A 26,275-nucleotide genomic window follows, 5' to 3' on the forward strand; every position below is an offset into this window, starting at 1 on the left:
TTTAACTCAACTTCTTTACCCCCACTCTGTTTTAAACAGCAATTATAATAAGAAAGAAATATGGAATGGGTTATACATCTTTTGAGACAGCATTCAGAACTGGCGATTTTTCTGACAATCGCCGCAGGCTTCTGGATTGGAAAAATGAAAATAAAACAATTCAGTTTGGGAATCGTCACCAGTGTATTGCTAGTAGGGGTATTAGTGGGACAGCTTAACATTACAATAGAAGAACCGGTGAAATCCGTGTTTTTTCTTTTATTCCTTTTTGCTATCGGATACAAAGTGGGACCACAATTCTTTCGCGGACTGAAAAAAGATGGTTTACCTCAAGTAGGATTCGCCGCGCTCATGTGTATAGGTTGTTTGATTATCACTTGGTTATTAGCTATCTTAATGGGATATAATGCCGGTGAAGCAGCCGGGTTACTGGCCGGAGCACAAACTATCTCTGCCGTCATAGGAGTAGCAGAAGATACCATAAACGGACTCAACATATCCTCTTCCCAAAAAAGTGATATGATTAATATCATTCCCGTGGCATATGCTGTAACTTACATTTTCGGTACGGCAGGCTCTGCCTGGGTCCTCTCTTCTTTAGGTCCTAAAATGTTGGGAGGATTAGAAAAAGTGAAAGCCGCTTGCAAAGAGTTGGAAACCCGGATGGGTACCAGTGAAGCAGACGAACCCGGATTTGAACAGGCACGCCGTCCGGTAGTTTTTCGCGCTTACCGCATAGAGAACGATTGGTTTGGCAACGGCAAGACCGTTGACCAGCTAGAATCCTATTTTATTTCACAAGGGAAAAGATTGTTTGTTGAAAGAATGCGACATGGATCTTCCATTGTCAATGATATTATTCCCGGACAATTATTACAAAAAGGAGACGAAGTGGTACTGAGCGGAAGAAGAGAATTCGCCATTGGTGAGGAAGACTGGATTGGAGAAGAAATCGTCGATCCCCAACTGCTTGATTTCCCTGTGGAAGTACTCCCTGTCATGATACACAAAAAGCCATATTCCAACCAAAAATTGGACTTCATACGCCGTCAAAGCTTTATGCACGGCGTCAGTATACGCCGTATCAAACGGGCAGGCATTGATATCCCTGTTTTCGCACAAACCACTATCGACTGCGGAGATACTTTGGAATTGGTCGGCCTGAAAAAAGAGGTGGAATCTGCTGCAAAAGAACTAGGATACATAGACCGCCCCACCAATGCCACCGATATGATATTTGTAGGACTCGGCATTTTACTGGGAGGTATCATCGGAGCACTTGCAATCCATATCGGCGGAGTACCTATTAGCCTGAGCACTAGTGGAGGAGCCTTGATAGCCGGATTAGTATTTGGCTGGTGGCGCAGCAAACGCCCTACCTTCGGACAAATACCGGAATCCTCTTTATGGGTGCTGAATAATGTAGGCTTGAATATGTTCATCGCCGTAGTCGGCATTTCTGCAGGACCCAGCTTTGTACAGGGACTAAAAGAAGTAGGTCCTATGTTGTTTATCATAGGTGCGTTGGCCACCTCCTTGCCTCTATTATTAGGGCTGATTCTAGCCAGATATGTATTCAAGTTCCATCCCGCCCTCTCTTTGGGATGCACGGCAGGAGCCCGTACTACCACTGCTGCATTGGGCGCCATACAAGAAGCAGTAGGCAGCGAAACACCTTCCTTAGGATACACCGTGACCTACGCCGTAGGAAATACACTACTCATCATATGGGGAGTGGTCATTGTATTATTAATCAACTAAAAAACTAAACTCATACATTATGGAATATTTAAGTGATAAAAGCAGCGTTGCCCGAATGGACAAGAATTTGGAAAAGATCAGTCCCTTCGAATTAAAAAACCGTTTGATTGAAATGGCAGATGAAAGTGTGAAGAAAATGGCGCACGTCATGCTGAATGCAGGCAGAGGTAATCCCAACTGGATTGCAACGGAGGCTCGTGAAGCATTCTTTGCCTTGGGCGGTTTTGGCATTGAAGAGTGTCGCCGGGTCATGGACATGCCCGAAGGCATTGCCGGTATTCCTCAAAAAACAGGCATAGCCCAACGTTTTGAGGAGTACCTGAAAAAGCATGAAGGAAATGCGGGGACAGATCTATTGAAACGTACCTATAATTATATGCTGATGGAACATGCAGCTGATCCGGACGAACTGGTACACGAATGGACCGAAAGTATTGTAGGCGACCAATATCCTATGCCTGACCGCATCTTGAAATATACAGAAATTCTAGTACAGGATTACCTGAATCAGGAAATGTGCAACGGGCAACCCCCGCAAGGTAAATTCGATTTATTCGCCACCGAAGGCGGAACAGCAGGGATGTGCTATGTATTCGACTCGCTGGAAGAAAATTTCCTGCTACACAAAGGAGATAGTATAGCATTGATGGTTCCTATCTTTACACCCTATATCGAGATACCCGAATTGACACGTTACGATTATGATGTGCTCAATATTCCTGCAAGTACTCTAAATGAAGAAGGACTTCATACCTGGCAATACAAAGTGGAAGATATCAATAAACTGCGAGACACGAAATACAAAGCCTTGTTTATTGTCAATCCGAGCAATCCACCCAGTTATCAGTTGAACAAAGAATGCGTAGATGCCCTGAAAGACGTAGTAACACGCTGGAATCCCAATCTGATGATTATAACAGATGATGTATATGGTACTTTTGTTCCCGGATTCCGCAGCCTGATGGCTGATTTGCCACAGAACACAATTTGTGTCTACTCTTTCTCCAAATATTTCGGAGCGACCGGTTGGCGCCTTGCTGTAATTGCCTTACATGAGAAAAATGTATTCGACAGAATGATTGCCAATCTGCCCCGCAAACGAAAAAGCGAACTAACCAAACGGTATGGCAGCTTGAGTATGCAAGTAGAAAACATGAAATTCATTGACCGTATGGTAGCAGACAGCCGTCAAGTAGCCTTGAACCATACAGCAGGACTGTCCTTGCCACAACAAATGCAGATGTCACTCTTTGCTTCTTTTTCATTGCTGGACAAAGAAAATACATATCGTCATGCCATGCTTAATTTAATCCATACCCGTCTGAAAGCATTATGGGACAACACAGGGTTCATTCTCCCCGACGATCCACTAAGGGCCGGTTATTATTCAGAAATAGACATGCTGGTATGGGCCAAGAAATTTTACGGAGATGAATTCGTACAACATCTGCAGACAACTTATAATCCATTGGACGTAGTATTCCGTCTTGCCAATGAAACAGGCCTGGTCGTATTGAATGGTGGTGGATTCGACGGACCCGAATGGAGTGTACGTGTATCACTTGCCAACCTGAACGAGAAAGATTATATCAAAATCGGACTCAGTATCCGCAGAATTCTGAATGAATATGCTGACAAATGGAAATCTGAAAAGAAATAAAAAATTAAGAACGTCCGCCGTGAAGTCTGCTTGACCTAACCGGCGGATTTCTTTTTTATATAAAGGTTTTTTGGATTATTTATTCCAAACCTTATCCCTACTTTAAAATAAAATCCCTAGCTTTGCAGTTCGAAAAAGGAATTAGATTATGAAGCATATACGGAGCACTTTTTTTCTTCTAACCACTTTATTTATAATGGCTTCATGTGGCGAAGACCGCAGTGGGGAATACTATGCATTAATTGGAGAGAATGTATGGATAGAACAAATAATGAAAGAGCATTATTTGTGGTATGACAGTATTCCGGCAATAAAGGAAACGGACTATTTTGCCGAACCGGAAGACTTCCTGCAAAAATTGGTTTATACCAAGGCACAAAACGGAAAAGGAGACCCGTATTCGTATATAGAAATAAAGGACGCTTCCGATGCGGCACGTTCCTACCTGCAACGTACTTCTACTTACGGATTTGATTTTGAATTAATGACCGATCCCACCGGAATCTCATCACACGTATTTGCCCGTATTTTATTCGTACTGCCCAATTCACCGGCCTCAGAAGCCGGATTGGAACGAGGGAACTGGATATCAGCCATTGGCAAAGAAGAACTGACCAACAATAATTACGGATATCTGATGGAAGGCGGCAATACAACTTTCGCCAGAGAAAGCTTGGTTTTTGATGAGGAAGGCAATTCCAGCTGGATTGCAACAGATACAGTCAAAGTAGCGGCATCACGCCCCGTAGAATTGAATCCGTTCTATATAGATACAGTATATGAAGTATCCGGAAAAAAAATAGCCTATATGGTCTACAATGAATTCAGTACAGGCCCCAATAACCAGGCAACAGATACAGAATACAGGGAACAGATGAAACAGATATTCGCCCGGTTCAAGGGACAGTCACCCGATGCTTTTATTCTGGACTTACGCTACAATCCCGGTGGTTATTTGAGTTGTGCCACAGATTTAGGAAGTTATCTGGCACCTGCGGCAGATCTAGGGAAAGTATTTTGCACAACTTTGTATAATGACATCAGTGACCCGCAAAAAATTGATTTCCCTCTCAATACAGGACTTGCTTCCGAAAACTTGAACTTAAGCAAGCTCTACGTACTGACAAGCAAATTTACTGCATCGGCCTCAGAAGCAGTCATAAATTGTCTCCGTCCATATATAGGTACAGAAAATGTAGTGGTAATAGGTGAAACGACTGTTGGCAAAAATGTAGCCATGGAACCATACCAAGATGAGCGTTACAACTTTATTTTATGGCCGGTTGTGGCATACGTTCTCAACTCGGCAGGACAAGCCAACTATGTAAATGGAATCACCCCCGATTTCACATTGAGCGAACGTAACCTCATCTCCCCTCTCTACCCACTGGGAGATACCAAAGAGTATTTATTGAAGAACACTATAGCTTATATTACGACAGGAAGTATGCCCGACCTGCCACAAACAGAAGAACAAGTATCAAAAGGAAAAATCATCTATAACTCACTGCTTCGAAGAAGTATGAACGGCATACGGCTACGGTAGTCCGATTTATCCAGATACAACGCCCTATTTATTAAAGACCGTGTTTAATGCATTTTAAACATGGTCTTGTTTTTTCTGAAAAGAGAGCTTATTAAAAACAAAACGGGCATAACAAATGTTATGTACCCAAATAACCATTAAAAACCTGACTTAACAATGAAAAAAGTATTTATTGCAGCAGCTTTGGCTGCCATGATTGTTTCCTGTGGCTCTAAAGGAAACAAAAGTGCTGAAATAATAGCCGAAAGTGAAAGTGACTCTATTTTCGCTGTGAACGACAGCACACTGGGTGAATTACAAACATATAGCTATGAAGGTATTCTGCCAGCTGCCGATGCCGAAGGTATCAACTATCAACTGACACTTCAGGAGGCAGGCCAAGACTCACTGGGCACGTACAATCTGACGACCACTTATTTAGGAACAAAAGATGGTAACCAGGCATTTACCGACAGTGGTACAGTTGTAACTATTATTGGAACTCCTAATGACAGCACCGCTATCGTTTATCAATTAATTTCCGCTACTCCGGGACACGAAAAGACAAACTTTCTGGCAGAGGGTGACAGTGCACTGACAATGATTGGCAAGGACTTCAAGAAAGCTGTTTCTAAACTAAATTACACTTTAAAAAAGAAACTCTAATTAACCTGGCTGCAAAAAAATTCACTAAAGAACAGACTGTTAGTGAACAAAAACATAAGCTGGCCGTTGTATGAGAGAAACTAGACGAAAAACAATTAGTATTAACTTAAACAAAAACTTGACATGAAAAAATTAATTCCTATCCTACTGGCGGTCTTTGCCTTGGTATCTTGCGAGAAAGACCCGGACATGGACAAATTGGACAATGAGTATCTGGTATTCACCAGTCATGACACTAGTACTAAGTTCAATGACTTCAGTACTTATTATATCCCCGACAGCATCCTGATCATCGGTGACAAGAAAGACCCTGAATACTGGAAGGACGAGAATGCACAGATCATCATCAATGCATTCAAGACTAAGATGAACGCTGCCGGCTACACCGCAGCTAATAAAGACGAAGCCGACCTCGGCCTACAGGTAAGCTACGTAGCAAGTACTTATTATTTCCACGGTTACTATAATGACGGACCCTGGTGGGGCTATTATCCCGGTTATTGGTATCCCGGCTACTGGGGCGGCAATTGGGGAGGTGGATGGTACTATCCCTATCCTATCACTTACAGCTATAGCACCGGTTCATTGCTGGCCGACATGATTAATTTAAAAAATGCTCCGGAAGGACAAAAAGAAAAATTAACTGTTGTCTGGAATGCATACATCAGCGGGTTACTGGGCGGAAGTGGCAGTTTGAATGTAAACCGTACAACGACTGCCATCAACCAAGCATTCACTCAGAGTCCTTATCTGAAAAAATAAACGTAAGTGAAACAAGTATTCATTTAAAATAAAAAGGAAATATGAAAACTATAAAATATTTAACTCTCAGACTGATGGCGGTAGCCGCTATCGCCATAGCCTTTGCCCTGCCGGCAAAAGCACAGGTAACTCCGTTTACCTATTTCAATGTAGACTGGCAGTTCAACGCTCCTATCAGCAATAACTTTGCAAACAAAGCAAGCGGTTGGGGTATGAACTTCGAAGGTGGATATTATATACTGCCGGATTTGTCAATCGGTGCCTTTATCAATTATCATACCAATAATGAGTATATTTCACGTCAGACACTACCAATCAGCAACTCGGCAGCCCTGACAACCGACCAGCAACATTCCGTATTTCAGTTGCCTTTCGGTTTCGCAACACACTATCGCTTCAGTGACGGTGCATGCCAACCTTATATCGGATTGAAGCTGGGTGCCAACTATACCAAAATGTCCAGTGACTTTTACATTTACGAAGTGAAAGACAACACTTGGGGTTTCTATGTATCACCAGAAGTCGGTGTGAATATCTACCCCTGGACAAACAGTATCGGCTTCCATCTGGCAGCATTCTACAGCTACTCTACCAACAAGGGAACCGTATTTAACTATGATATGGATAAATTAAACAATTTCGGTTTCCGCCTTGGTGTGGCATTCTAAAGATTTCTAAACTATTCTGTTAAATAGGGGGATTATCCGTGCGCCAGGCAGGGGTAATCCTCTTTTTTTAATTAATAAAATTAAATTCTGACGGGAGTGTTAATATAATAGTTACTTTTGTATGATATTTATTCAGCTAATACAAAAAATGTATGGAGAAATCCGATAGTATTATTATTATACCCACCTATAACGAAAAGGAAAATATAGAGAACATTATCCGGGCTGTATTCGGACTGGAAAAGTTCTTCCACATATTGATTATTGAAGATAACTCACCAGACGGCACGGCAACCATTGTCCGTAAACTGCAAACAGAATTCCCCGACCGTCTTTTCATGATTGAGCGTAAAGGTAAATTAGGACTGGGTACTGCTTACATTGCCGGATTCAAATGGGCGATAGAGCATCAATATGATTTTGTATTTGAAATGGATGCTGACTTCAGTCATAATCCGAATGACCTGCCAAGGCTGTATAACAAATGTGCCGTTGAAGGCTATGATGTAGCTATCGGTTCACGCTATGTCAGTGGTGTGAATGTAGTGAACTGGCCGATGGGGCGTGTGCTGATGTCCTACTTCGCCTCCAAATATGTACGGATTATCACAGGGTTATCCATACATGATACTACCGCCGGATTTAAATGCTATCGCCGTGAAGTCTTGGAAACAATCGGTCTGGATGGCATCCGTTTTAAAGGGTACGCATTCCAGATTGAAATGAAGTTCACTGCTTACAAGTGCGGATTCAAGATAGCCGAAGTTCCTGTGATTTTTGTCAATCGCGAATTAGGTACTTCAAAAATGAACGGAAGTATCTTCGGTGAAGCTGTATTAGGAGTCATTCAATTAAAACTGGGTAGCTGGTTCCGCAAATACCCGCAAAAGAAAACAGTATGAAACGTACATGGATAAAGAATGCACGGATTGTGAATGAAGGCAAGATTTTTCACGGTTCGATAGTGATTGAGAATGAAGTCATAGCTGAAGTGCTGGCAGAAGAAACAGTTCCCTCCCAGCCTTGTGGAGAAATAATAGATGCGAAAGGCTATTATCTGATGCCGGGAGTTATAGACGATCATGTACACTTCCGTGACCCGGGACTGACTCATAAAGCCGACATACATACTGAAAGCACAGCGGCGGCGGCAGGTGGCGTCACCAGTTTTATGGACATGCCCAACACCACTCCGCAAACTACGACCCTGGAAGCTTTGAATGCCAAGTTTGCGGATGCGGCAACCAAAAGCATCGTAAACTATTCATTCTATTTCGGAGCAACCAATACGAATGCGGATGTACTCCCCACACTAGATAAAAGCCGGGTATGCGGTGTTAAATTATTTATGGGAGCCAGCACGGGAAATATGTTGGTAGACCGCATGGAAGTACTTAGAAAAGTATTTGCCAATGCAGGTATGCTGATTGCAGCACATTGTGAAGAACAATCTATAATCAGTGCCAATACAACAGCCTTCAAAGAAAAATATGGAGAAGATCCTGATATAAAATATCATCCGCAGATACGTAGTGCGGAAGCATGTGCATATTCTTCCTCACTGGCCATCCGGCTGGCAAAAGAAAACAATGCCCGCCTGCACATCCTGCACATCAGCACCGCACAAGAACTGGATTTGCTTGAAGACAAACCCCTGAGTGAAAAAAAGATTACGGCGGAAGCTTGCGTGTCACATCTATACTTCTATGACAAAGATTATGAGACATTGAAAGGACGTATCAAGTGCAATCCGTCCATCAAAACTTCAGAAGACCGGAATGCTTTACGCAAAGCATTGTCTACCAATCTGATAGATGTAATAGGTACCGACCATGCCCCTCACTTACTGAAAGAAAAGGAAGGGGGAGCATTGAAAGCCGTATCGGGTATGCCGATGATACAGTTTTCATTAGTAGCTATCATGGAATTAGTACGCGAAGGCATATTAAGCATAGAGCAACTGGTTCAGAAAATGTGCCATGCACCGGCCGAACTTTATCATATTGAAAGACGAGGCTACATCCGTCCTGGTTATCAAGCCGACCTCGTATTGGTAAATCCGGATCATGAATGGACTGTAACTGCCGACTGCGTTTTAAGCAAATGCGGATGGACTCCGATGGAAGGACAGAAATTCCACACACGGGTAGAAAAAACATTCGTCAATGGTGATCTGGTTTACAGTGACAACAAGGTAGACCAAAGTCATCGCGGACAAGAATTAAGGTTTAAAAGATGATTGTAAATTACAAGATTCACGAAGTAAGCGAATACATTAACTGGATTTATTTTTTCCATGCATGGGGCTTTCAACCCAAGTTTGCCGCCATTGCGGACATACATGGATGTGATTCATGCCGGGCCATGTGGCTCACCGGTTTTGCGGAAGAAGACCGTCCGAAAGCCAGTGAAGCCATGCAGCTTTTCAAAGAGGCAAATCGGATGTTGAATGAACTGGATACAGCGTATCAGACCCACGGAGTGGTCAATATCATGGATGCCAATGCCGACGGAGATGATCTGCTGCTGAACAGCAAGCGTTTTCCGCTTTTGCGTCAACAAACAGCAAAATTGAAAGAAGATGACCCGTTTTTATGTCTGAGTGACTTTGTGCGTCCATTATCATCGGGTATCACAGACAAAATAGGAGCATTCGCCACTACGGTAGATGCAGAAATGGAGCGGCTCTATGCAGAAGACGATTACAAACGTATGTTAGTGCAAACATTGTCCGACAGACTGGCGGAAGCTACTGCCGAAAAACTGCACGAAGATGTACGCAAAAAACTTTGGGGATATGCACCTGATGAAAACCTAAGCGTAAAAGACCTGCATAATGAAAAATATCAAGGGATACGTCCTGCCGTAGGTTATCCTTCCTTGCCCGACCAATCCGTCAATTTCCTATTAGACGAGTTGCTGGATATGAAGCAAATAGGAATTTCATTGACCGAGAATGGTATGATGAAGCCCCATGCCTCTGTATGCGGACTCATGTTTGCCCATCCGGCTTCCCGCTATTTCTCCATCGGAAAAATAGGTGAAGACCAATTGGCAGATTACGCCGCCCGCCGGGGCATGAGTATAGAAGAAACTAAAAAGTTTCTCGCCGCCAATCTATAAAAAACGAATAAATTATGATGCTGATAAAGTTATTTCTGTTTTTTCTACTGCTACTGATATTGCCCGATATGTATATATACAAGGCATATATACGCCGTGTTTCCCAAAAATGGACACATTGGGCTTATTGGCTTCCCAGTCTGTTTCTTTTATTGGGAATGACATTAGTCTTTTCTATACATGAGCCACGTCCGGATTCCATGCAGCGACTTAGCAATTTCTTATTGATTTTTCTTTGTTTCTCCGTACCCAAGGCACTTTTCGTCATTGTTATCCTGTTTATGAAGTTCCTATATATCATCTCCGGCAAAAAACTGTATGGAGGATATGTAGCAGGAGGATTGGCTTTAGCCTCGTTAATATATGTAATATATGGAGCAACCGAAGGAAAACAGCATTTTCAAATCAGGGAGGTAACCATCAGTTCCGATGAACTTCCCAGCGGCTTTGACGGCTACCGCATTGTACAAATATCTGATATCCATTCCGGCAGCTGGACTGGCAACGGTGCTGCTTTACAGAAGGCTGTAAACCTTATTAATGCACAACATGCCGACCTGGTACTTTTTACAGGTGACCTGGTCAATAACGTGGCAACGGAATTGGACGAATTTATCCCTATTCTAGAACAGATAAAAGGAAAAGACGGAGTGTATTCCGTTTTAGGCAACCATGACTATTCCCCTTATATAAAATGGGAAACAGAAGAAGCTCAAGAAGCTAACCTGAACAGCTTGAAATCCAAACAGGCTGCCATGGGATGGAAAATACTCAATAACGATCATGTCATTCTACATCATCATGGAGACAGTATAGCCCTGGCAGGTGTAGAGAACAGCGGAAATCCCCCATTTCCCAATTATGGAGATCTGCAGAAAGCATTAAAAGGAACGGAAGGAATGTATAAAATATTAATGAGCCATGACCCCACTCATTGGCACAGAGAAGTCTTGCCGGAAAGTGATGTACAGCTAATGCTTTCAGGCCACACCCATGAAATGCAGTTCAGCCTGTTTGGCTTCTCTCCTGCTAAATTCGTATATCCCGAACACAACGGTTTATACCAGGAAGGAAAACAATCCTTGTTTGTCAATATTGGTTTGGGCTACCTGATGTTCCCTATGCGCCTTGGAGCATGGCCGGAAATTACAGTAATCACGTTACATAAAATATAAAATAGTTTTTCTATCTTTGTACAACTAAAATTCAGACAAATGAAAGTACTATATATTTTATACCAACTATTCATAGCACTTCCCATTTTGCTGGTATTAACCATACTTACAGCAATAGTTACCATTATTGGTTCATGGATAGGCAATCCGCATTTTTGGGGATATTATCCGGGAAAAATATGGTCACAGCTTTTCTGCTATGTATTACTTATTCCTGTCAAGGTAGTAGGACATCCGGAAGTACTTAAAAAAACATCCTACGTGTTTGTAGCCAATCATCAAGGGTCTTTCGATATCTTCCTGATTTATGGTTTTCTGGGACGAAACTTTAAATGGATGATGAAAAAAAGTCTGCGCAAAATGCCTTTCGTCGGCAAAGCCTGTGAAGCTGCCGGACATATATTCGTTGATAAATCCGGTCCCAAGAAGGTAATAGAAACCATAGAACATGCCCGTCACGTACTACAGGATGGAACTTCTCTAGTGGTATTTCCCGAAGGTGCACGTACTTTTACCGGGCACATGGGATATTTTAAGAAAGGTGCTTTCCAACTGGCAGATGATTTGCAACTTCCCGTAGTACCACTCACTATTATCGGCTCCTTTAATATTCTTCCCCGTACCGGCGGTTTTGTATCCTGGCATCCTATGAAATTAGTCGTACATAAGCCCATTTATCCGCAAAGCCAGGGAATGGAAAACATCAAAGCAACCATGGAAGAGGCTTACAGGGAAATTGAGAAAGACTTACCTGAAAAATATCAAGGAAAAATAGACAATCCAGACCAAGACAGATAAAAAAGGCTCCTCATTAATGGGGAACTTTTAATTTTTCCATATTCGAACGGGCTACTGTCACATAATCCTTTACCAAGGAGTTGTTTTTAAATCGGTCAGGAGCCTCCTCTATAATTTCCTCAATCAAGGGAGTCATGACAGGATAAGGAAAATTGCTGCACAACATAATGAAAACACCCGGTCCCAATACATTATCATAATTCTTCTGGATAAACTCCTTAGCCAATGCATTCATTTCAGCAGCCAGTTTCTCACGTTCTCTCGTTATCTCACGTTGAATTTCATCCGGTGCTTTTCCATCCATAATCATACGGCTCTCCTGACGCTCCAACTCGTATGCTCTGTCATCCAAAGAAGTCTTTTTTCCCACAAAATCATACAGACGATCATTCAACGGAGTTCCGGTAACTACAATACGGGCATTATCAATACTGATGGATATTTTCCCTTTTTCAATGACAAAAGGCATGATGCTCTCATCATCCATATACAAGGATGCCATTGAAGTAGAATCGGTTATACCTTCCATCTTGAACATTCCATGAATTACCTCTGCCGAATCAATACTCAGCATCCGGTCTCCACTAGGAACTTTTACAAATAGCATTTTCCCATCCAGACGAGAAACAGAAGAACTACCTTCTATCTTATACTCACTGGCACATGAAGTAAAAGCCAATAAAGATACCACAGAGAAAAAAAGTTTATTCATGCTTATCTACGCCCCATTACTATTTTTCGCATACAAAGGTACAATCTATAATTTAGTGACAAAAATATTTTATTAAAATTTAAAACTAAATAGAAGATTATTACCGAGAAGGCAATTTATAGTGCAAAGTTCCCTCTTTTTTTCTATTTTTGTAACCGATATAAGGATAAAGAAATAACAATTAGTACACAACATGAAAAAATTCAAACTTTTATTGCTCGCATTGATGTGTGTAGCATTCTTGCCGTCGAAGGCAGACGAAGGTATGTGGCTGTTGCAACTGATGCAAGAGCAGCATTTGGCAGACCGCATGAAAGCACAAGGCTTACTGCTGGAAGCAGACGACATTTATAACCCGAACCGCGTTTCATTAAAAGATGCAGTAGGCATTTTCGGAGGAGGATGTACCGGTGAAATCATCTCACCGGACGGACTGATCCTGACCAACCACCACTGTGGCTACGGAGCGATACAGCAACATAGCTCGGTAGAACATGACTACCTGACTGACGGTTTTTGGGCAAAAAGCCGCAAAGAAGAGCTACCGACTCCGGGATTGAAGTTCAAATTTGTAGAACGCATTGTCGATGTCACAGATAAAGTAAACAATAAAGTAAAATCAGGCGAAGTAAAAGAAGAGGAAACCTTTGAATACGACTTCCTGAAAAAACTGGCCGACGAGGAACTGAAAGCCAGTGACCTGAACGGAAAAGCAGGTATCAGCGCACAAGCTCTGCCTTTCTATGCAGGCAATAAATTCTATCTGATTTATCTGAAAACCTACAGCGACGTACGCATGGTTGCCGCTCCGCCTTCATCCATCGGTAAATTCGGTGGTGAAACAGACAACTGGATGTGGCCCCGCCATACTTGCGACTTTTCCGTCTTCCGCATTTATGCGGATGCCAACGGCGAACCGGCAGAATATAATGAAAACAATGTTCCTCTGAAAGCCAAAAAGCATCTGGCTATCTCACTGAAAGGTATTAACGAGGGTGACTATGCCATGATTATGGGATTCCCCGGAAGCACCAACCGCTATCTGACTCAAAGTGAAGTGAAACAACGGATGCATTCCACCAACGAACCCCGTATCCGCATACGTGGTGTGCGTCAGGATGTACTGAAGAAAGAAATGGCTGCCAGTGACAAAGTACGTATCCAATACGCCAGCAAATATGCAGGTTCCAGCAACTATTGGAAAAACTCTATCGGCATGAATAAAGCCATTATCGACAATAAGGTATTGGAAACAAAAGCAGAACAGGAAGCCAAGTTCGCAGCATTTGCTAAAGCCAAAGGCAACACTGATTATGAAAAAGTAGTCAGCGAAATTGATGCCGCCATCGAAAAGAGTAATCCTATTCTTTATAACTACACCTGTTTCCGTGAAGTCTTTCAAGGAGGTATAGAATTCGGCACTCCTTATCTGATTCTGGACAAGCTGAAAGAAGCAATCAAAAATAAAGATAAAGAAGCGATTAATAAAAATATTGAAACGCTGAAAAAAGTATATGCCGATATACATAACAAAGACTACGATCACGAAGTAGACCGCAAAGTGGCCAAAGCTCTGTTGCCCCTGTATGCCGAAATGGTTCCTGCCAATGCTTTACCTGCCTTCTATACTACCATCCAGAAGGATTTTAAAGGTAACTATGACGCATACGTAGACCATTGTTATGACAATTCCATCTTCTCCAACGAAGCGAATTTCAATAAATTCATCAAGAAACCTACCGTGAAAGCCATAGAAAAAGATCCTATGACTGCATACGTACGGGCTAAATATGACTTGATGGACAAGCTGGGAAACGAACTGGCAGAATCGATGAAAGGCATGGATTTATTACACAAAACTTATGTACGCGGCCTGTGTGAAATGTATTCACCGGAACCCAAAGCTCCGGATGCCAACTTCACCATCCGTCTGACATACGGCAATGTGAAATCATACAATCCCAAAGACGGCGTACACTATAAATACTACACTACGCTGAAAGGTGTCATGGAAAAAGAGGATCCTACCAATCCGGAATTTGTTGTTCCCGCCAAACTGAAAGAATTGTATGAAACAAAAGATTTCGGACGTTATGCATTGCCCAACGGTGATATGCCTGCTTGTTTCCTGACTACCAATGATATTACCGGCGGTAATTCAGGTTCTCCTGTCATCAACGGTAACGGCGAACTCATCGGTGCCGCTTTTGACGGCAACTGGGAATCACTGAGTGGTGACATTAATTTCGACAACAACTTACAGCGTTGTATCGCAGTGGATATACGTTATGTATTATTCATCATCGACAAATTGGGCGGATGCAAACACCTGATTGACGAAATGACTATTGTTGAATAATGAAAAAGATACTATTACTCTCGCTATTTACTTTCACAACCCTTGCCGGCCATGCCGACGAGGGGATGTGGATGCTGACTGATCTGAAAGAACAGAATGCGGCCACCATGTATGATATGGGACTGGATATCAGCATTGATAAAGTATATTGTCCGGACAGCATCAGTCTGAAGGATGCTGTAGTGCATTTCGGAGGTGGTTGTACCGGTGAAATCATTTCTGCCGAAGGTCTTGTGCTGACCAATCATCATTGCGGTTACAGCTATATCCAGCAACACAGTTCGGTAGAACACGACTATCTGACTGACGGCTTCTGGGCTATGAGCCGCAAAGAAGAACTTCCCTGCAAGGGACTGACGGTCACCTTCATAGACAGAATTCTGGACGTCACTCCTTATGTAAAGGAACAACTGGCCAAAGATGAGGACCCGGAAGGACTGAACTACCTGTCCCCCTCCTATCTGAGCAAAGTAGCCAAACGTTTTGCCGAACAAGAAAATATAGAGATCACTCCGTTCACCGCTTTGGAACTAAAGCCTTTCTACGGAGCCAACCGCTATTACTTGTTTATAAAGACCATCTATAAAGACGTCCGTATGGTAGGCGCTCCTCCTTCTTCCATCGGAAAGTTCGGAGCTGACACCGATAACTGGATGTGGCCCCGTCACTGTGGCGATTTCTCCATGTTCCGCATTTATGCAACACCCGACGGTAAACCTGCTGACTATAACGAAAGCAATGTACCCTTGAAGGTGAAAAAACATCTGACCATCAACCTGGGAGGAATCAAAGAGGGAGACTTCACTTTCGTAATGGGATTTCCCGGACGCAACTGGCGATACATGATTTCGGACGAAGTGGAAGAACGTATGCAGACTACCAACTTCATGCGTAAGACCGTCCGCACCGTACGATTGAATAATCTGCTGGAAGAGATGCTGAAAAGTGATAAAGTACGCATCCAGTATGCCAGCAAATACGCCTCGTCAGCCAATTACTGGAAGAATGCTATCGGTATGAACGAAGGACTGGTTCAGCTGAAAGTACTTGATACGAAAAAGAAACAACAGGAAAAGCTTCTGGCTTACGGACGTGAGACGGGTACTGACGCCTACCAGAAAGCCTTCGATGCTATCCGGGAAATCGTGAGCAAACGCCGGGATGCCGTATATCATCAGCAAGCCATTTACGAAGTTTGCAAACTGGGAACGGAATTCTATAAGATTCCTTCCACAGACAAAGTCCTGCAAGCATTGGAAAAAGGATATAAAGTACCTCATGCTACTAAAGAAATCAATCCGCTGGATCATGCATTAAGCACACTGATCAAACAAGCCGATAAATTTTTCAATAAAGACTATAATCCCGAAATAGACCGTAAAGTTTCCAAAGCTTTGCTGAAGACTTACGCAGAATTAATTCCGGCCGAACAGCGCATCAGCATCTTTAAAGTAATAGACAAAGAATTCAAAGGAAACATTGACGCCTTTGTCGATGCTTGTTTTGATACATCCATCTTCCGAAGCCGTGAAGCCTTTGACAACTTTGTGGCAAAGCCGGATGCCAAGACATTGGAAAATGACCTGATGGTGCAATATGCCAAATCAGTAGACCAAGGTTATGCAGATACCGATGCAGCCATGAAAGCCGAAACCGATGCTTATAATCTGGCCCATAAAACCTGGGTAGAGGGTATGATGAAGCTGAAACAGCATGAAGGCACTCCTATTTATCCGGATGCCAACTCCACGTTACGTCTCACTTATGGTAAAGTAGGTTCATACAGCCCCAAAGACGGTATGGAATACAACTATTACACCACGTTGAAAGGAGTGATGGAAAAAGAGGATCCGAACAACTATGAATTCGTGGTTCCGGCCAAACTGAAGGACTTGTATAACAAGAAAGACTTCGGGCGCTATGCCATGAAAAATGGTGAAATGCCCATCTGTTTTGTTACAGGAACAGACAATACAGGAGGTAATTCCGGCTCCCCCGTTTTCAATAACAAAGGGGAATTGATCGGTACCGGCTTTGACCGCAACTACGAAGGACTGACCGGTGACATTGCTTACAATTCCCAGTTACAACGTGCAGCCTGTGTGGATATCCGCTATACCTTATTTATTATTGATAAGTTTGCAGGAGCGAAACACTTGGTAGATGAAATGACCATTGTGGAATAACAATACCGGACAACTATTTTTTAGAACGCGGACCACACGTAACAAGTGTCGTCCGCGTTCTCCTATTTTTCACAAGATAAGCCTCTATAAACGCGGACAAAAAATGACACTGGTTCCTTAACGTTTTTCCTTCTCCAACTCCTGCGGAATACGGAAAGCCGTATAAAGTTCCAGGACAGCGGCAATGGAAAGACAAACAATCCATTCGTTACGTTTCATGGTAAACATCAATACTCCTGTAAAGACCAGTGCGACAGCCCCGAAAATCTGCTGTCTACGCAAACGCTTGATGATAAAATTCCTTCCATCATAACGATTCCCCATGACCTGCACATAGCCGAACATCACAGCACCCAGCGTATACAGATAAGGCGCAAGCTCCCACCGGGTGATTTGCAACACCGCACCTGCCAGCAGCAGGACTGCCCCTGCCATCGAAATTATATTATAAGATTTACTCATTCTTCAAACACAAAAATATCCTCGTCGGGCTTCTTCATCAAATACTTCTCGCGTGCTATTTTCTCCAAAGCCTCAGGATTCGTGGTCAGTTCCTTCAGTTTCTCCGTATCTTCCTCATATTGCTTTCTATATTTCTCTATCTCACTATTCAGCGCGCTGATCTCACTGCGATGCTTTACCCGCTGAATCAAGCTGTTCTCATCCAGAAAACCAATAACTACAATAAAGATCAGCACCGTAATCATATACTTATGGCGCCGGATGTAGTTCCAAATAGTCAGCAATTTGCTCATACAAAGAATCCCTTTTTTGATTTTTGCAAAGATAGAAATATTTCAAGCAATCCTACCCATAAAAACGGATAATTTATGTACTTTTGCAGAACTCATATTAGAAAAAAGAACTCCGCTTATGGAAAATTATATCGTATCGGCACGAAAATACCGTCCCGCTACATTCGAATCGGTTGTAGGGCAACACGCGTTGACCATCACCTTAAAAAATGCTATTGCCACCGGCAAGCTGGCACATGCCTACCTGTTCTGCGGACCGCGTGGAGTGGGAAAAACAACGTGTGCACGTATCTTTGCCAAGACCATCAACTGCCAGACCCCCACTGCCGAAGGAGAAGCCTGCAATCAGTGTGAGTCTTGTCTGGCATTCAACGAACAGCGTTCTTACAACATACATGAGCTGGATGCCGCCAGCAACAACTCGGTAGAAGATATCCGTTCGCTGATTGAGCAGGTACGTATCCCGCCACAAATCGGCAAGTACAAGGTATATATCATTGATGAGGTCCATATGTTGTCGCAAGCCGCCTTCAATGCTTTTCTGAAAACATTGGAAGAACCGCCTCATCATGCCATCTTCATCCTTGCCACAACGGAAAAGCATAAGATACTGCCGACTATTCTGAGCCGTTGCCAGATTTATGACTTTAACCGCATCGGCATCAAAGACACTATCGACCATCTGCAATACGTTGCCAAACTGGAACATATCAACGCCGAACCCGAAGCCCTGACTGTCATCGCACAGAAAGCCGACGGTGGTATGCGCGACGCTCTTTCCATCTTCGACCAGGTAGTCAGCTTCACAGGTGGGAACATCACTTACAAAAGTGTGATTGAAAACCTGAATGTCTTGGATTACGAATATTATTTCAAGCTGACCGATTTGTTGCTTGAAAACAAAGTTCCCGAATCCATGCTGCTTTTTAACGACGTATTGAAAAAAGGATTTGACGGCAGTCATTTCATCACCGGACTATCCTCTCATTTCCGGGATTTGCTGGTGAGCAAGGACCCTTCCACCCTGCAATTGCTGGAAGTAGGCGCCGGTATCCGCGACCGCTATAAAGAACAAGCACAAAAATGCGACCAGAAATTCCTGTACCGTGCCATGAAGCTATGCAATGATTGTGACCTGAACTATCGTGCAAGCAAAAACAAACGTCTGCTGGTAGAACTGACACTGATTCAATGCGCCCAACTCACTCTGCCCGACGCCGATGATGCAAGTGGTGGGCGTGGCCCTAAGAAGATATTAAAACCCCTATTTACGCAGCAAGCGGCTTCCACAGCCGCCACGCAGCCACAGCCTCAGGCTAAAACTGCCGCTGCACAGACCGCAGCAACCGCCGCTCCTCAGACACAGGGTACAAGTACAGCCGGCAGTATGAACGCAAGCCGTCCAAGCCCGCTGCCTCAGACCAGAGAAGAGAAAAAAATCCCGGTGTTCAAGGCGGGCTCACTCGGTATATCCCTGCGCCGTCCTTTGCACGAACAGCAAGCCGCGGAGAAGCAAGAAGCAAAAGCGGCAAGCACCGCTGCCCAAAACGATGCCACATACGAAGATTATATTTTCAATGAAAAAGATCTGGACTATTACTGGCGTGAATTTGCAGCCGCCCTGCCCAAGGAAGAGAAGGCTAACTCCGCACGAATGATGAACATGCATCCGCATTTGTTGAATGACACGACTTTTGAAGTGACAGTAGACAATGATATGGTGGAAAAATATATGGTACAATTGATACCATCGGTTCAGAATCACTTACGCGAACGTCTGCACAACCGGAAAATTACCATGACGGTACGTGTCAGTGCCCCTACCGAGAACATCCGTGCTTACAGCCATGTGGAACGTTTCCAGATGATGAGCAAGAAAAACCCGAATCTGCTGAAATTAAAAGAAGCACTGGGATTGGAGTTATCATAAAACCTATTTAAATAAAAAAATACCGGGAAATCCTTCAAATCCTTCATATTTACACAATACATTGTTTTTCAATGTGTTGTCGTGAAGGATTTTGAAAGGGATCCTTCATAAATGATTCATTGAGCATAAGCTATACTTTTCCAGCCTTTGCGTCAATCAATTTATATCCATAATAATATCCCGATTAGATTGTTTTTACATCCATTATAAAATCAATCTGCCTGAACTATGGGTACTGTTTCTTATTCACCTTTTGTATTCACCACTTTCCGCATTATCATCCATACAGATAAGTGCTGGAAAAAGAAAAATTCTTGAATTGTTCAAATTCAAGAATCTACAACTTTAACTTTTCTACTTTTGCGGAGAGACGGGGATTCGAACCCCGGATACCCTTTTGGGGTATACACGCTTTCCAGGCGTGCCTCTTCAACCACTCGAGCACCTCTCCTTTTTTCGGAGTGCAAAAATAGAACAAATTTTCAAAACCAGCAAATATTTGAGTCCACAATCTATCTATTCATTCCAAGAGATACATCTATAAATCGTGATTACGCATCCGATACTCCGCCAATTCCTCATACTTAGTACCCGGACGGCCGTAATTACAATACGGATAAATGGAAATACCACCGCGCGGAGTAAAAATGCCCGTCACCTCAATATATTTAGGATCCATCAGCTTAATCAAATCTTTCATGATGATATTCACGCAATCTTCATGAAAATCGCCATGATTACGGAAACTAAACAAATACAGCTTCAAGCTCTTGCTCTCCACCATTTTCACATCAGGCAGGTAGGAGATACGGATTTCCGCAAAATCGGGCTGTCCTGTAATAGGACACAAACTGGTAAATTCGGGACAGTTAAAACGTACCCAATAGTCGTTTCCGGGATGTTTGTTCACAAAGGACTCCAACACTTCGGGAGCATAATCTTGCCTGTACTCGGTCTTCGACCCGAGAAGGGTCAATTCATCTTTTCTTTCCATTAAAATCTGTTTTTTTCATATTCATGTTTTCTCTTTCATACCTTGGAATAGAAATTCTCTCCCTGTCAAGTACATCGTTTCACTGAAGTGATGAAACTGTACCACTTGAGTGATGAAACTTCTTCACTTCAGTGATAAAATTTGCTCACTAAAGTGAAACGATATACCCGGCAAGAAAGGAACACCTTTCATACAAAGAGAAAACACCTTCGTTTATCCTAGCATTTCTCTCTTTCCGCCTTTATCTCCAGATACTTTTCCAATCCTTCACGACGGAGCTTACAGGCCGGGCAATGACCGCAGCCATCCCCCGGTACGCCATTATAGCAAGTCAGCGTTTCATGCCGGATCAAATCGAGCACGCCCAATTCGTCCGCCAACGCCCATGTTTCCGCTTTATCAATCCACATCAACGGAGTGTGAAGCACGAACTGCTCGTCCATGGCAAGGTTCAATGTCACATTCAGCGACTTGATAAAAGCATCCCGGCAATCGGGATAACCGCTGAAGTCTGTCTGCGACACACCGGTCACGATATGATTGATCCCCAATTCGCGTGCATAGACAGCTGCAATGCTCAGAAAGAACAAATTCCGCCCCGGCACAAACGTATTAGGGAAACTATCGGCAGGCTTCACCTCATCCATCGTTATCGTAGTATCTGTCAGCGAATTTTTACCCAGGTTGCCTATAAAGGAAACATCCATCGCTTTAAACTCCACCCCTGCCTTTCCGGCAATAGCACGGGCCAGCTCCACTTCCTTCACATGCTTTTGTCCATAGATAAAGCTTAAAGCATACACTTTGCGGAAATGTTTTTTTGCCCAAAACAGGCAAGTGGTTGAGTCCTGCCCTCCGCTGAACACAACCAATGCGTCACTTTTATTCATTGTTGACAATTTTTCAATTTACTAATACGCCAATGTGCCAATTGCCGCGCTATGTGGATATGCTGCGCCATATACCGCATGGTAATTGGCTAACCAGCACACTGACACATCAGCACCTTATTAAAGTTCTTTGATTTTCAATACATTGTATGAGATATGCTCATCAAAGACATCACTGCCATCCACCTTCTTGATGTAATTTACCACACGGATGGTAACGGGCAGGATAATAATTTCATAGAGTGTCTTGAGCACTGCCTGAATAACCATCATCTTTATCAGTTCACCGGCAGGCATCAAACCTCCAAAGGCAACAGGAAAGAAAATCATGGAATCGGCACTCTCACCCACCAAAGTGGAAGTGATGGCACGAAGTGAAAAGTTCTTTCCTCCCGAAGCCAGCTTCATTTTACTCATGACATAGGCATTGAGAAAAGAGCCGACCAAGAAAGCGGTCAGACTGGCTACAGCGATGCGGGGCGCCATGCCGAAAACGAAGTTGAAGCCCTCCTCTCCTTCCCAAAACGGAGCTGCGGGCATCAGAATGGCAAGCTGCGCCAAAGCTACCACCATGAAATTCATGGCAAAGCCCATCCAAATGATAAGACGTGCCTTGCGGAAGCCCCATACTTCGGCTATACAATCATTGATAATGTAAGAGATAGGAAATACAACCAGTCCGGCAGTTGCCGTAATTTTCCAGATCTGGACAACTTTGGTTTCCAATAAATTTGCTGCGACAAGACATACACAAAACAGTATGCCAAGCAACATGAACGATACAGATACAGTATTATTATTCTTCATTTCTCCTGTTTTTTACGTGGTGTTCTAGAATACACGACCGCTATTCACGGCATCATACGTCTATTTTTTAATTCGGGGTGCAAAGATAGAAATTATTTCCGAGTTAACCGGATATAACTGCATTAAATATTCTTATCAAGAAGAAACAGCCTCATCAAATAATTACCTTTTCTATAGCCAAACAGTATGGAACAATGAAAGATGAAGCGTCACAAACAGGTGGGTATCAGTAAAAACGATTTTAGGGGCAGATTGAATCCACCCCTAAAAGACAGGATAAAAAATCCTTTATTCAAACAAAGCAATCGTCTTCTTTATAATTTCGATACACTCCTTTAATTGTTCCTCTGTAATCACCAATGGCGGAGCAAAACGAATAATATTCGTATGTGTCGGTTTGGCCAGCAAACCGTTTTCGGCCAATTTCAAGCAAATCTCCCACGCCAAATCCTTCGTTTCATCATTATTGATTATCAACGCATTCAGCAATCCCTTGCCCCGGACAAAAGAAGCCACACGAGATGTTTCGCACAGTTTTCTCATCTCTTCCCGGAATATCAGTCCCAGCCTGTATGCCCTGTCCGCCAACTGTTCGTCCCGTACTACCTCCAGCGCCGTAACAGCCACTGCCGCAGCAATAGGATTTCCGCCAAAAGTGGAGCCATGTTGCCCCGGACGGATAACATCCATCACTTCATTGCATGATAATACCGCAGAAACAGGACAGGCCCCACCCGATAAAGCCTTTCCCAAAATCAGGATATCCGGATGAACATTCTCATAATCACAAGCCAGCAATTTGCCTGTACGGGCAATGCCGGTCTGCACTTCATCGGCTATAAAAAGTACATTGTGGGCACGGCACAAGTCGTAACATTTTTTCAAATATCCCTCATCGGGTACATAAGCACCTGCCTCTCCCTGAATGGGCTCAACCAGGAATCCGGCCACATGAGGATGTTCGTCCAGCACTTTCGCCAATGCTTCGGCATCATTGTAGGGAATCACGACAAAACCGGGGGTAAAAGGTCCGTAGTTATTGTAAGCGTCCGGATCAATGGAGAAAGAAACGATAGTGGTAGTACGCCCATGAAAATTATTCCGGCATACAACGATTTCCGCCGTATCCTTGGGAAGCTTTTTTACTTCATACGCCCATTTGCGGCAAAGCTTCAATGCGGTTTCTACTGCCTCGGCTCCCGTATTCATCGGTAAGACCTTGTCATATCCGAAATAACGGGTGACAAATTCTTCATACCGTCCCAACTGGCTGTTATAAAAAGCGCGTGAAGTCAAAGTCAGCTTTCGCGCCTGTTTTACCAACGTATCGATAATACGCGGATGACAATGTCCTTGGTTCACTGCCGAATAAGCGGAAAGGAAATCATAATATTTCTTTCCTTCCACATCCCATACAAACACACCTTCTCCCTTATCCAATACCACAGGAACAGGATGATAATTGTGTGCTCCATGTTTGTTCTCAAGCTCCATCAATTGAGCTGCCGATAATTTTGCATCCATAAGCTTTTTATCATTTAATGTTTTTCTTTCTTCAAGAATATTTCCGCCATCATGCAACGGGCACTTCCTCCTCCCAGCGTTTCAATGGTAGGGATGGGCATGGGAAGCAACGCGTTATACTTAGACAGCCGTTGTAACTGGCCTTCATCCAACGAATCGTAAGCACTTTGAGACATCACTAGAAACAATGCGCCTTTCCCGTTCTCCACCTGAAGCATATTTCCGGCAAAATGATGCATCTGTTCCTCGGAGATGGCAATGATTTCTTTCCCTGTCTGCCGCAAGACGTGACAAACCTGCTCACGCTCTTCCACGTCGTCGATGCTGTCCAGACAAACGACCGCATAATCTGTCGCCACACACATCATGACATTGGTATGATAAATGGGCAGACGTTGTCCGTTTACAGTCTGATAAGCATGAAAGGACACCGGACTAAAATTCTGCTCCTTGCAGAACCGACCAAATAAAGCTTCGTCCACCCGTTGCGACAAAGCCGCGTATGCATAACGGTTCACCCGGTCCAGAATGATTCCCCCGGTCCCCTCCAGGAACCGGTTTTCTTCTTCAAAACCTGTATAATCTACCTTCCGACGGATGCAGAACCCCTCCGACTCTATCCGCTGCAAGATATCCGCCCGTCTTTCCGCCCTGCGGTTTTCCGCAAACATAGGATACAGCACCACCGTTCCGTCGTCGTGAAAGGACACCCAGTTGTTCGGAAATATGGAATCCGGAGTATGAGGTATCGGGGTATCCTGCACCGCTATTACCTCTATGCCGTTTGCACGCAACTTATCCACCATGCCCCGAAATTCCTTCAAGGCACAAGCTTGTACTGTTTCACCTGCCGCAACTGTCCGCTGCTGGAAATAATTGTTGGCCGCTGTTTCTTCATTGAACCCGAAGGCCACGGGTTCCACCATCAAAATGTGGTTTGTTGTTTGTTTAGTCATTTTCTCGGATTAATGGTAAGGTGGAGCAGCGCAACAGTCCGCCCATCTTAGATATTTCATAATAAGGTACACGCTCTACCGTCATTCCCCATACCTCTTCCATAAAGGTATTCAGGCGGATAAAGTTCTTTTCAGAAACCACTACCTCAGGAGAGATGGAAAAGACATTCGTATTCATATAGTACATCTCTTCCCGCGTTATTTCAAATACATTCTCCCTGCCGAACAAATCGAGCAGAGTATGATAATCCTGAGGATACATAAATCCGTCCTTATAAATAATCGCATGCCCTTTCCCTACCGGCATAAAGGTACAATCCAGATGCAGAATCCCCGCACGTGGATCTGTATTATGTTTTTTCAGCTCCAAGGGGATGAATATCTTCCCCGGACAGATTTCTTTCAGAAAGGAAAAAGCATACCGGTTGGTACGTGCCGTCTTCATCTGCGGGTAATCGGGCTGGGTATAAAGGCCTACAAACACTATATTATTGTAAAGCACCACATCACCTCCCTCTACGTGCGCCTTTTCGGGAAGGTTGAAAATCTTGTTATAAGCTATCTGATTATAGACCACTTCGTAGGCTTCCTTCTCATCCTCCCGGTTGGGGATGATGTTGGAAACAATAATCTTGTCGTCAATCACAAATCCCACATCACGGGCAAACACCTGATTACAATTCTCCAGTGTCCACGGGCGATAGACCTGTACCCCATATTTCAACAATACGCTTTCAAAGCATCTCATCTCTTTGAAAATATCTTCTTCATGGGGGTATATGTTATGCAATACGGACTCGTATGACTTGGCGTCATAAGTTTCTTCCAGCGTGGGGACCTTCCCTATGGAACCGGGTTGTCCAAGCACCACAGCTTTCAATGTAGAAGTTTCATTCTTTACGTTAAGCTGCATAAATCTAATATATTTATGCAAATATAAGAAGTTTACTCAACTAAACAAATGAATTGCCCGAATAATTCTACCCTATTGATTTATCAATTATATTTGTAACCGAAAAAAGAA

23 protein-coding genes and 1 tRNA gene are annotated in these 26,275 nt (G+C 43.4%); 14 read left to right on the forward strand and 10 right to left on the reverse strand.

Annotation, left to right across the window (positions count from 1 at the left end):
- Nucleotides 1-60: 60 nt before the first annotated feature.
- From aspT to AB5062_RS06185, 11 genes are all read left to right on the forward strand, one after another.
- Nucleotides 61-1,761 (forward strand): aspartate-alanine antiporter, encoded by a 1,701-nt coding sequence (gene aspT / locus AB5062_RS06135; protein ID WP_216955444.1) that lies wholly within the window; start codon nt 61-63, stop codon nt 1,759-1,761.
- A 19-nt stretch (nt 1,762-1,780) separates the two neighbouring features.
- Nucleotides 1,781-3,421: a bifunctional aspartate transaminase/aspartate 4-decarboxylase gene (locus AB5062_RS06140; protein ID WP_005846096.1), complete on the forward strand. Its 1,641-nt coding sequence runs from the start codon at nt 1,781-1,783 to the stop codon at nt 3,419-3,421.
- Nucleotides 3,422-3,569: 148 nt separating this feature from the next.
- On the forward strand, nt 3,570-4,967 hold the full coding sequence (locus AB5062_RS06145) for a S41 family peptidase (protein WP_138272076.1): 1,398 nt from the start codon (nt 3,570-3,572) through the stop codon (nt 4,965-4,967).
- Between the two features lie 156 nt (nt 4,968-5,123).
- Nucleotides 5,124-5,612, forward strand: coding sequence for a copper resistance protein NlpE N-terminal domain-containing protein (locus AB5062_RS06150; protein ID WP_117615971.1), 489 nt, complete (start codon nt 5,124-5,126; stop codon nt 5,610-5,612).
- 123 nt (nt 5,613-5,735) lie between these two features.
- Nucleotides 5,736-6,374, forward strand: coding sequence for a DUF4136 domain-containing protein (locus AB5062_RS06155; protein WP_005846090.1), 639 nt, complete (start codon nt 5,736-5,738; stop codon nt 6,372-6,374).
- A 41-nt stretch (nt 6,375-6,415) separates the two neighbouring features.
- A complete protein-coding gene (locus tag AB5062_RS06160) occupies nt 6,416-7,042 on the forward strand; it encodes an outer membrane beta-barrel protein (protein WP_016270045.1) in 627 nt (208 codons plus the stop codon).
- 152 nt (nt 7,043-7,194) lie between these two features.
- Nucleotides 7,195-7,944 (forward strand): polyprenol monophosphomannose synthase, encoded by a 750-nt coding sequence (locus tag AB5062_RS06165; protein ID WP_368326840.1) that lies wholly within the window; start codon nt 7,195-7,197, stop codon nt 7,942-7,944.
- Nucleotides 7,941-9,281: a dihydroorotase gene (locus AB5062_RS06170; protein WP_005846084.1), complete on the forward strand. Its 1,341-nt coding sequence runs from the start codon at nt 7,941-7,943 to the stop codon at nt 9,279-9,281. Before AB5062_RS06165 ends, AB5062_RS06170 begins: the two co-directional genes overlap by 4 nt.
- The gene (locus tag AB5062_RS06175) at nt 9,278-10,165 is read left to right on the forward strand and encodes a vitamin B12 dependent-methionine synthase activation domain-containing protein (protein WP_011965540.1); all 888 of its coding nucleotides are present in this window, start codon (nt 9,278-9,280) and stop codon (nt 10,163-10,165) included. The genes AB5062_RS06170 and AB5062_RS06175 overlap by 4 nt, the downstream gene beginning before the upstream one ends.
- Nucleotides 10,166-10,179: 14 nt before the next feature.
- Nucleotides 10,180-11,340, forward strand: coding sequence for a metallophosphoesterase (locus tag AB5062_RS06180; protein ID WP_022508436.1), 1,161 nt, complete (start codon nt 10,180-10,182; stop codon nt 11,338-11,340).
- A gap of 39 nt (nt 11,341-11,379) precedes the next feature.
- The gene (locus tag AB5062_RS06185) at nt 11,380-12,138 is read left to right on the forward strand and encodes a 1-acyl-sn-glycerol-3-phosphate acyltransferase (RefSeq protein WP_008671012.1); all 759 of its coding nucleotides are present in this window, start codon (nt 11,380-11,382) and stop codon (nt 12,136-12,138) included.
- Between the two features lie 13 nt (nt 12,139-12,151).
- Here the strand turns inward: AB5062_RS06185 and AB5062_RS06190 are convergent, their stop codons facing one another.
- Complete coding sequence (locus AB5062_RS06190) at nt 12,152-12,850, reverse strand: DUF4369 domain-containing protein (RefSeq protein WP_032945909.1); 699 nt, start codon at nt 12,848-12,850, stop codon at nt 12,152-12,154.
- 193 nt (nt 12,851-13,043) lie between these two features.
- On the opposite strand from AB5062_RS06190, the gene AB5062_RS06195 reads away from it, so the two are divergent.
- Nucleotides 13,044-15,209, forward strand: coding sequence for a S46 family peptidase (locus tag AB5062_RS06195; RefSeq protein ID WP_117870022.1), 2,166 nt, complete (start codon nt 13,044-13,046; stop codon nt 15,207-15,209).
- Entirely contained in the window at nt 15,209-17,395 is a 2,187-nt protein-coding gene (locus AB5062_RS06200; RefSeq protein ID WP_011965537.1) for a S46 family peptidase, read from the forward strand. The genes AB5062_RS06195 and AB5062_RS06200 overlap by 1 nt, the downstream gene beginning before the upstream one ends.
- A gap of 117 nt (nt 17,396-17,512) precedes the next feature.
- Here the strand turns inward: AB5062_RS06200 and AB5062_RS06205 are convergent, their stop codons facing one another.
- On the reverse strand, nt 17,513-17,830 hold the full coding sequence (locus tag AB5062_RS06205) for a hypothetical protein (RefSeq protein WP_005846069.1): 318 nt from the start codon (nt 17,828-17,830) through the stop codon (nt 17,513-17,515).
- A 23-nt stretch (nt 17,831-17,853) separates the two neighbouring features.
- Nucleotides 17,854-18,150 (reverse strand): septum formation initiator family protein, encoded by a 297-nt coding sequence (locus tag AB5062_RS06210; RefSeq protein WP_005846067.1) that lies wholly within the window; start codon nt 18,148-18,150, stop codon nt 17,854-17,856.
- A 118-nt stretch (nt 18,151-18,268) separates the two neighbouring features.
- On the opposite strand from AB5062_RS06210, the gene AB5062_RS06215 reads away from it, so the two are divergent.
- Nucleotides 18,269-20,080: a DNA polymerase III subunit gamma/tau gene (locus tag AB5062_RS06215; protein ID WP_368326839.1), complete on the forward strand. Its 1,812-nt coding sequence runs from the start codon at nt 18,269-18,271 to the stop codon at nt 20,078-20,080.
- Nucleotides 20,081-20,443: 363 nt separating this feature from the next.
- Here the strand turns inward: AB5062_RS06215 and AB5062_RS06220 are convergent.
- The 7 genes from AB5062_RS06220 to AB5062_RS06250 all read right to left on the reverse strand — a co-directional run bounded on the left by AB5062_RS06220 (nt 20,444) and on the right by AB5062_RS06250 (nt 26,164).
- Nucleotides 20,444-20,531: transfer RNA gene (locus tag AB5062_RS06220), tRNA-Ser, on the reverse strand.
- Between the two features lie 87 nt (nt 20,532-20,618).
- The gene (gene queF / locus AB5062_RS06225; protein WP_005846060.1) at nt 20,619-21,074 is read right to left on the reverse strand and encodes a preQ(1) synthase; all 456 of its coding nucleotides are present in this window, start codon (nt 21,072-21,074) and stop codon (nt 20,619-20,621) included.
- Between the two features lie 218 nt (nt 21,075-21,292).
- Nucleotides 21,293-21,964: a 7-cyano-7-deazaguanine synthase QueC gene (gene queC, locus AB5062_RS06230; RefSeq protein WP_117849095.1), complete on the reverse strand. Its 672-nt coding sequence runs from the start codon at nt 21,962-21,964 to the stop codon at nt 21,293-21,295.
- Nucleotides 21,965-22,084: 120 nt separating this feature from the next.
- Entirely contained in the window at nt 22,085-22,771 is a 687-nt protein-coding gene (locus AB5062_RS06235; RefSeq protein WP_005848691.1) for a queuosine precursor transporter, read from the reverse strand.
- A gap of 288 nt (nt 22,772-23,059) precedes the next feature.
- Nucleotides 23,060-24,295, reverse strand: coding sequence for an ornithine--oxo-acid transaminase (gene rocD, locus AB5062_RS06240; protein ID WP_005848693.1), 1,236 nt, complete (start codon nt 24,293-24,295; stop codon nt 23,060-23,062).
- Between the two features lie 14 nt (nt 24,296-24,309).
- Nucleotides 24,310-25,251 carry a citrulline utilization hydrolase CtlX gene (gene ctlX / locus AB5062_RS06245; RefSeq protein WP_228683661.1) on the reverse strand — a complete coding sequence of 314 codons (942 nt, stop codon included), beginning with the start codon at nt 25,249-25,251 and terminating at the stop codon, nt 24,310-24,312.
- The gene (locus AB5062_RS06250; protein WP_005846048.1) at nt 25,244-26,164 is read right to left on the reverse strand and encodes a dimethylarginine dimethylaminohydrolase family protein; all 921 of its coding nucleotides are present in this window, start codon (nt 26,162-26,164) and stop codon (nt 25,244-25,246) included. The genes ctlX and AB5062_RS06250 overlap by 8 nt, the downstream gene beginning before the upstream one ends.
- Between the last annotated feature and the right edge of the window lie 111 nt (nt 26,165-26,275).

Source organism: Phocaeicola sp. RTP21359st1_B8_RTP21360_211022 (genome assembly GCF_040911965.1).
GTDB lineage: Bacteria > Bacteroidota > Bacteroidia > Bacteroidales > Bacteroidaceae > Phocaeicola > Phocaeicola vulgatus.

Bases quoted from the DNA above. Each gene is read 5' to 3' on its own strand.
- aspT (WP_216955444.1), top strand. From the start codon at position 61: ATGGAATGGGTTATACATCTTTTGAGACAGCATTCAGAACTGGCGATT.
- AB5062_RS06140 (WP_005846096.1), top strand. From the start codon at position 1,781: ATGGAATATTTAAGTGATAAAAGCAGCGTTGCCCGAATGGACAAGAAT.
- AB5062_RS06145 (WP_138272076.1), top strand. From the start codon at position 3,570: ATGAAGCATATACGGAGCACTTTTTTTCTTCTAACCACTTTATTTATA.
- AB5062_RS06150 (WP_117615971.1), top strand. From the start codon at position 5,124: ATGAAAAAAGTATTTATTGCAGCAGCTTTGGCTGCCATGATTGTTTCC.
- AB5062_RS06155 (WP_005846090.1), top strand. From the start codon at position 5,736: ATGAAAAAATTAATTCCTATCCTACTGGCGGTCTTTGCCTTGGTATCT.
- AB5062_RS06160 (WP_016270045.1), top strand. From the start codon at position 6,416: ATGAAAACTATAAAATATTTAACTCTCAGACTGATGGCGGTAGCCGCT.
- AB5062_RS06165 (WP_368326840.1), top strand. From the start codon at position 7,195: ATGGAGAAATCCGATAGTATTATTATTATACCCACCTATAACGAAAAG.
- AB5062_RS06170 (WP_005846084.1), top strand. From the start codon at position 7,941: ATGAAACGTACATGGATAAAGAATGCACGGATTGTGAATGAAGGCAAG.
- AB5062_RS06175 (WP_011965540.1), top strand. From the start codon at position 9,278: ATGATTGTAAATTACAAGATTCACGAAGTAAGCGAATACATTAACTGG.
- AB5062_RS06180 (WP_022508436.1), top strand. From the start codon at position 10,180: ATGATGCTGATAAAGTTATTTCTGTTTTTTCTACTGCTACTGATATTG.
- AB5062_RS06185 (WP_008671012.1), top strand. From the start codon at position 11,380: ATGAAAGTACTATATATTTTATACCAACTATTCATAGCACTTCCCATT.
- AB5062_RS06190 (WP_032945909.1), bottom strand. From the start codon at position 12,850: ATGAATAAACTTTTTTTCTCTGTGGTATCTTTATTGGCTTTTACTTCA.
- AB5062_RS06195 (WP_117870022.1), top strand. From the start codon at position 13,044: ATGAAAAAATTCAAACTTTTATTGCTCGCATTGATGTGTGTAGCATTC.
- AB5062_RS06200 (WP_011965537.1), top strand. From the start codon at position 15,209: ATGAAAAAGATACTATTACTCTCGCTATTTACTTTCACAACCCTTGCC.
- AB5062_RS06205 (WP_005846069.1), bottom strand. From the start codon at position 17,830: ATGGCAGGGGCAGTCCTGCTGCTGGCAGGTGCGGTGTTGCAAATCACC.
- AB5062_RS06210 (WP_005846067.1), bottom strand. From the start codon at position 18,150: ATGAGCAAATTGCTGACTATTTGGAACTACATCCGGCGCCATAAGTAT.
- AB5062_RS06215 (WP_368326839.1), top strand. From the start codon at position 18,269: ATGGAAAATTATATCGTATCGGCACGAAAATACCGTCCCGCTACATTC.
- queF (WP_005846060.1), bottom strand. From the start codon at position 21,074: ATGGAAAGAAAAGATGAATTGACCCTTCTCGGGTCGAAGACCGAGTAC.
- queC (WP_117849095.1), bottom strand. From the start codon at position 21,964: ATGAATAAAAGTGACGCATTGGTTGTGTTCAGCGGAGGGCAGGACTCA.
- AB5062_RS06235 (WP_005848691.1), bottom strand. From the start codon at position 22,771: ATGAAGAATAATAATACTGTATCTGTATCGTTCATGTTGCTTGGCATA.
- rocD (WP_005848693.1), bottom strand. From the start codon at position 24,295: ATGGATGCAAAATTATCGGCAGCTCAATTGATGGAGCTTGAGAACAAA.
- ctlX (WP_228683661.1), bottom strand. From the start codon at position 25,251: ATGACTAAACAAACAACAAACCACATTTTGATGGTGGAACCCGTGGCC.
- AB5062_RS06250 (WP_005846048.1), bottom strand. From the start codon at position 26,164: ATGCAGCTTAACGTAAAGAATGAAACTTCTACATTGAAAGCTGTGGTG.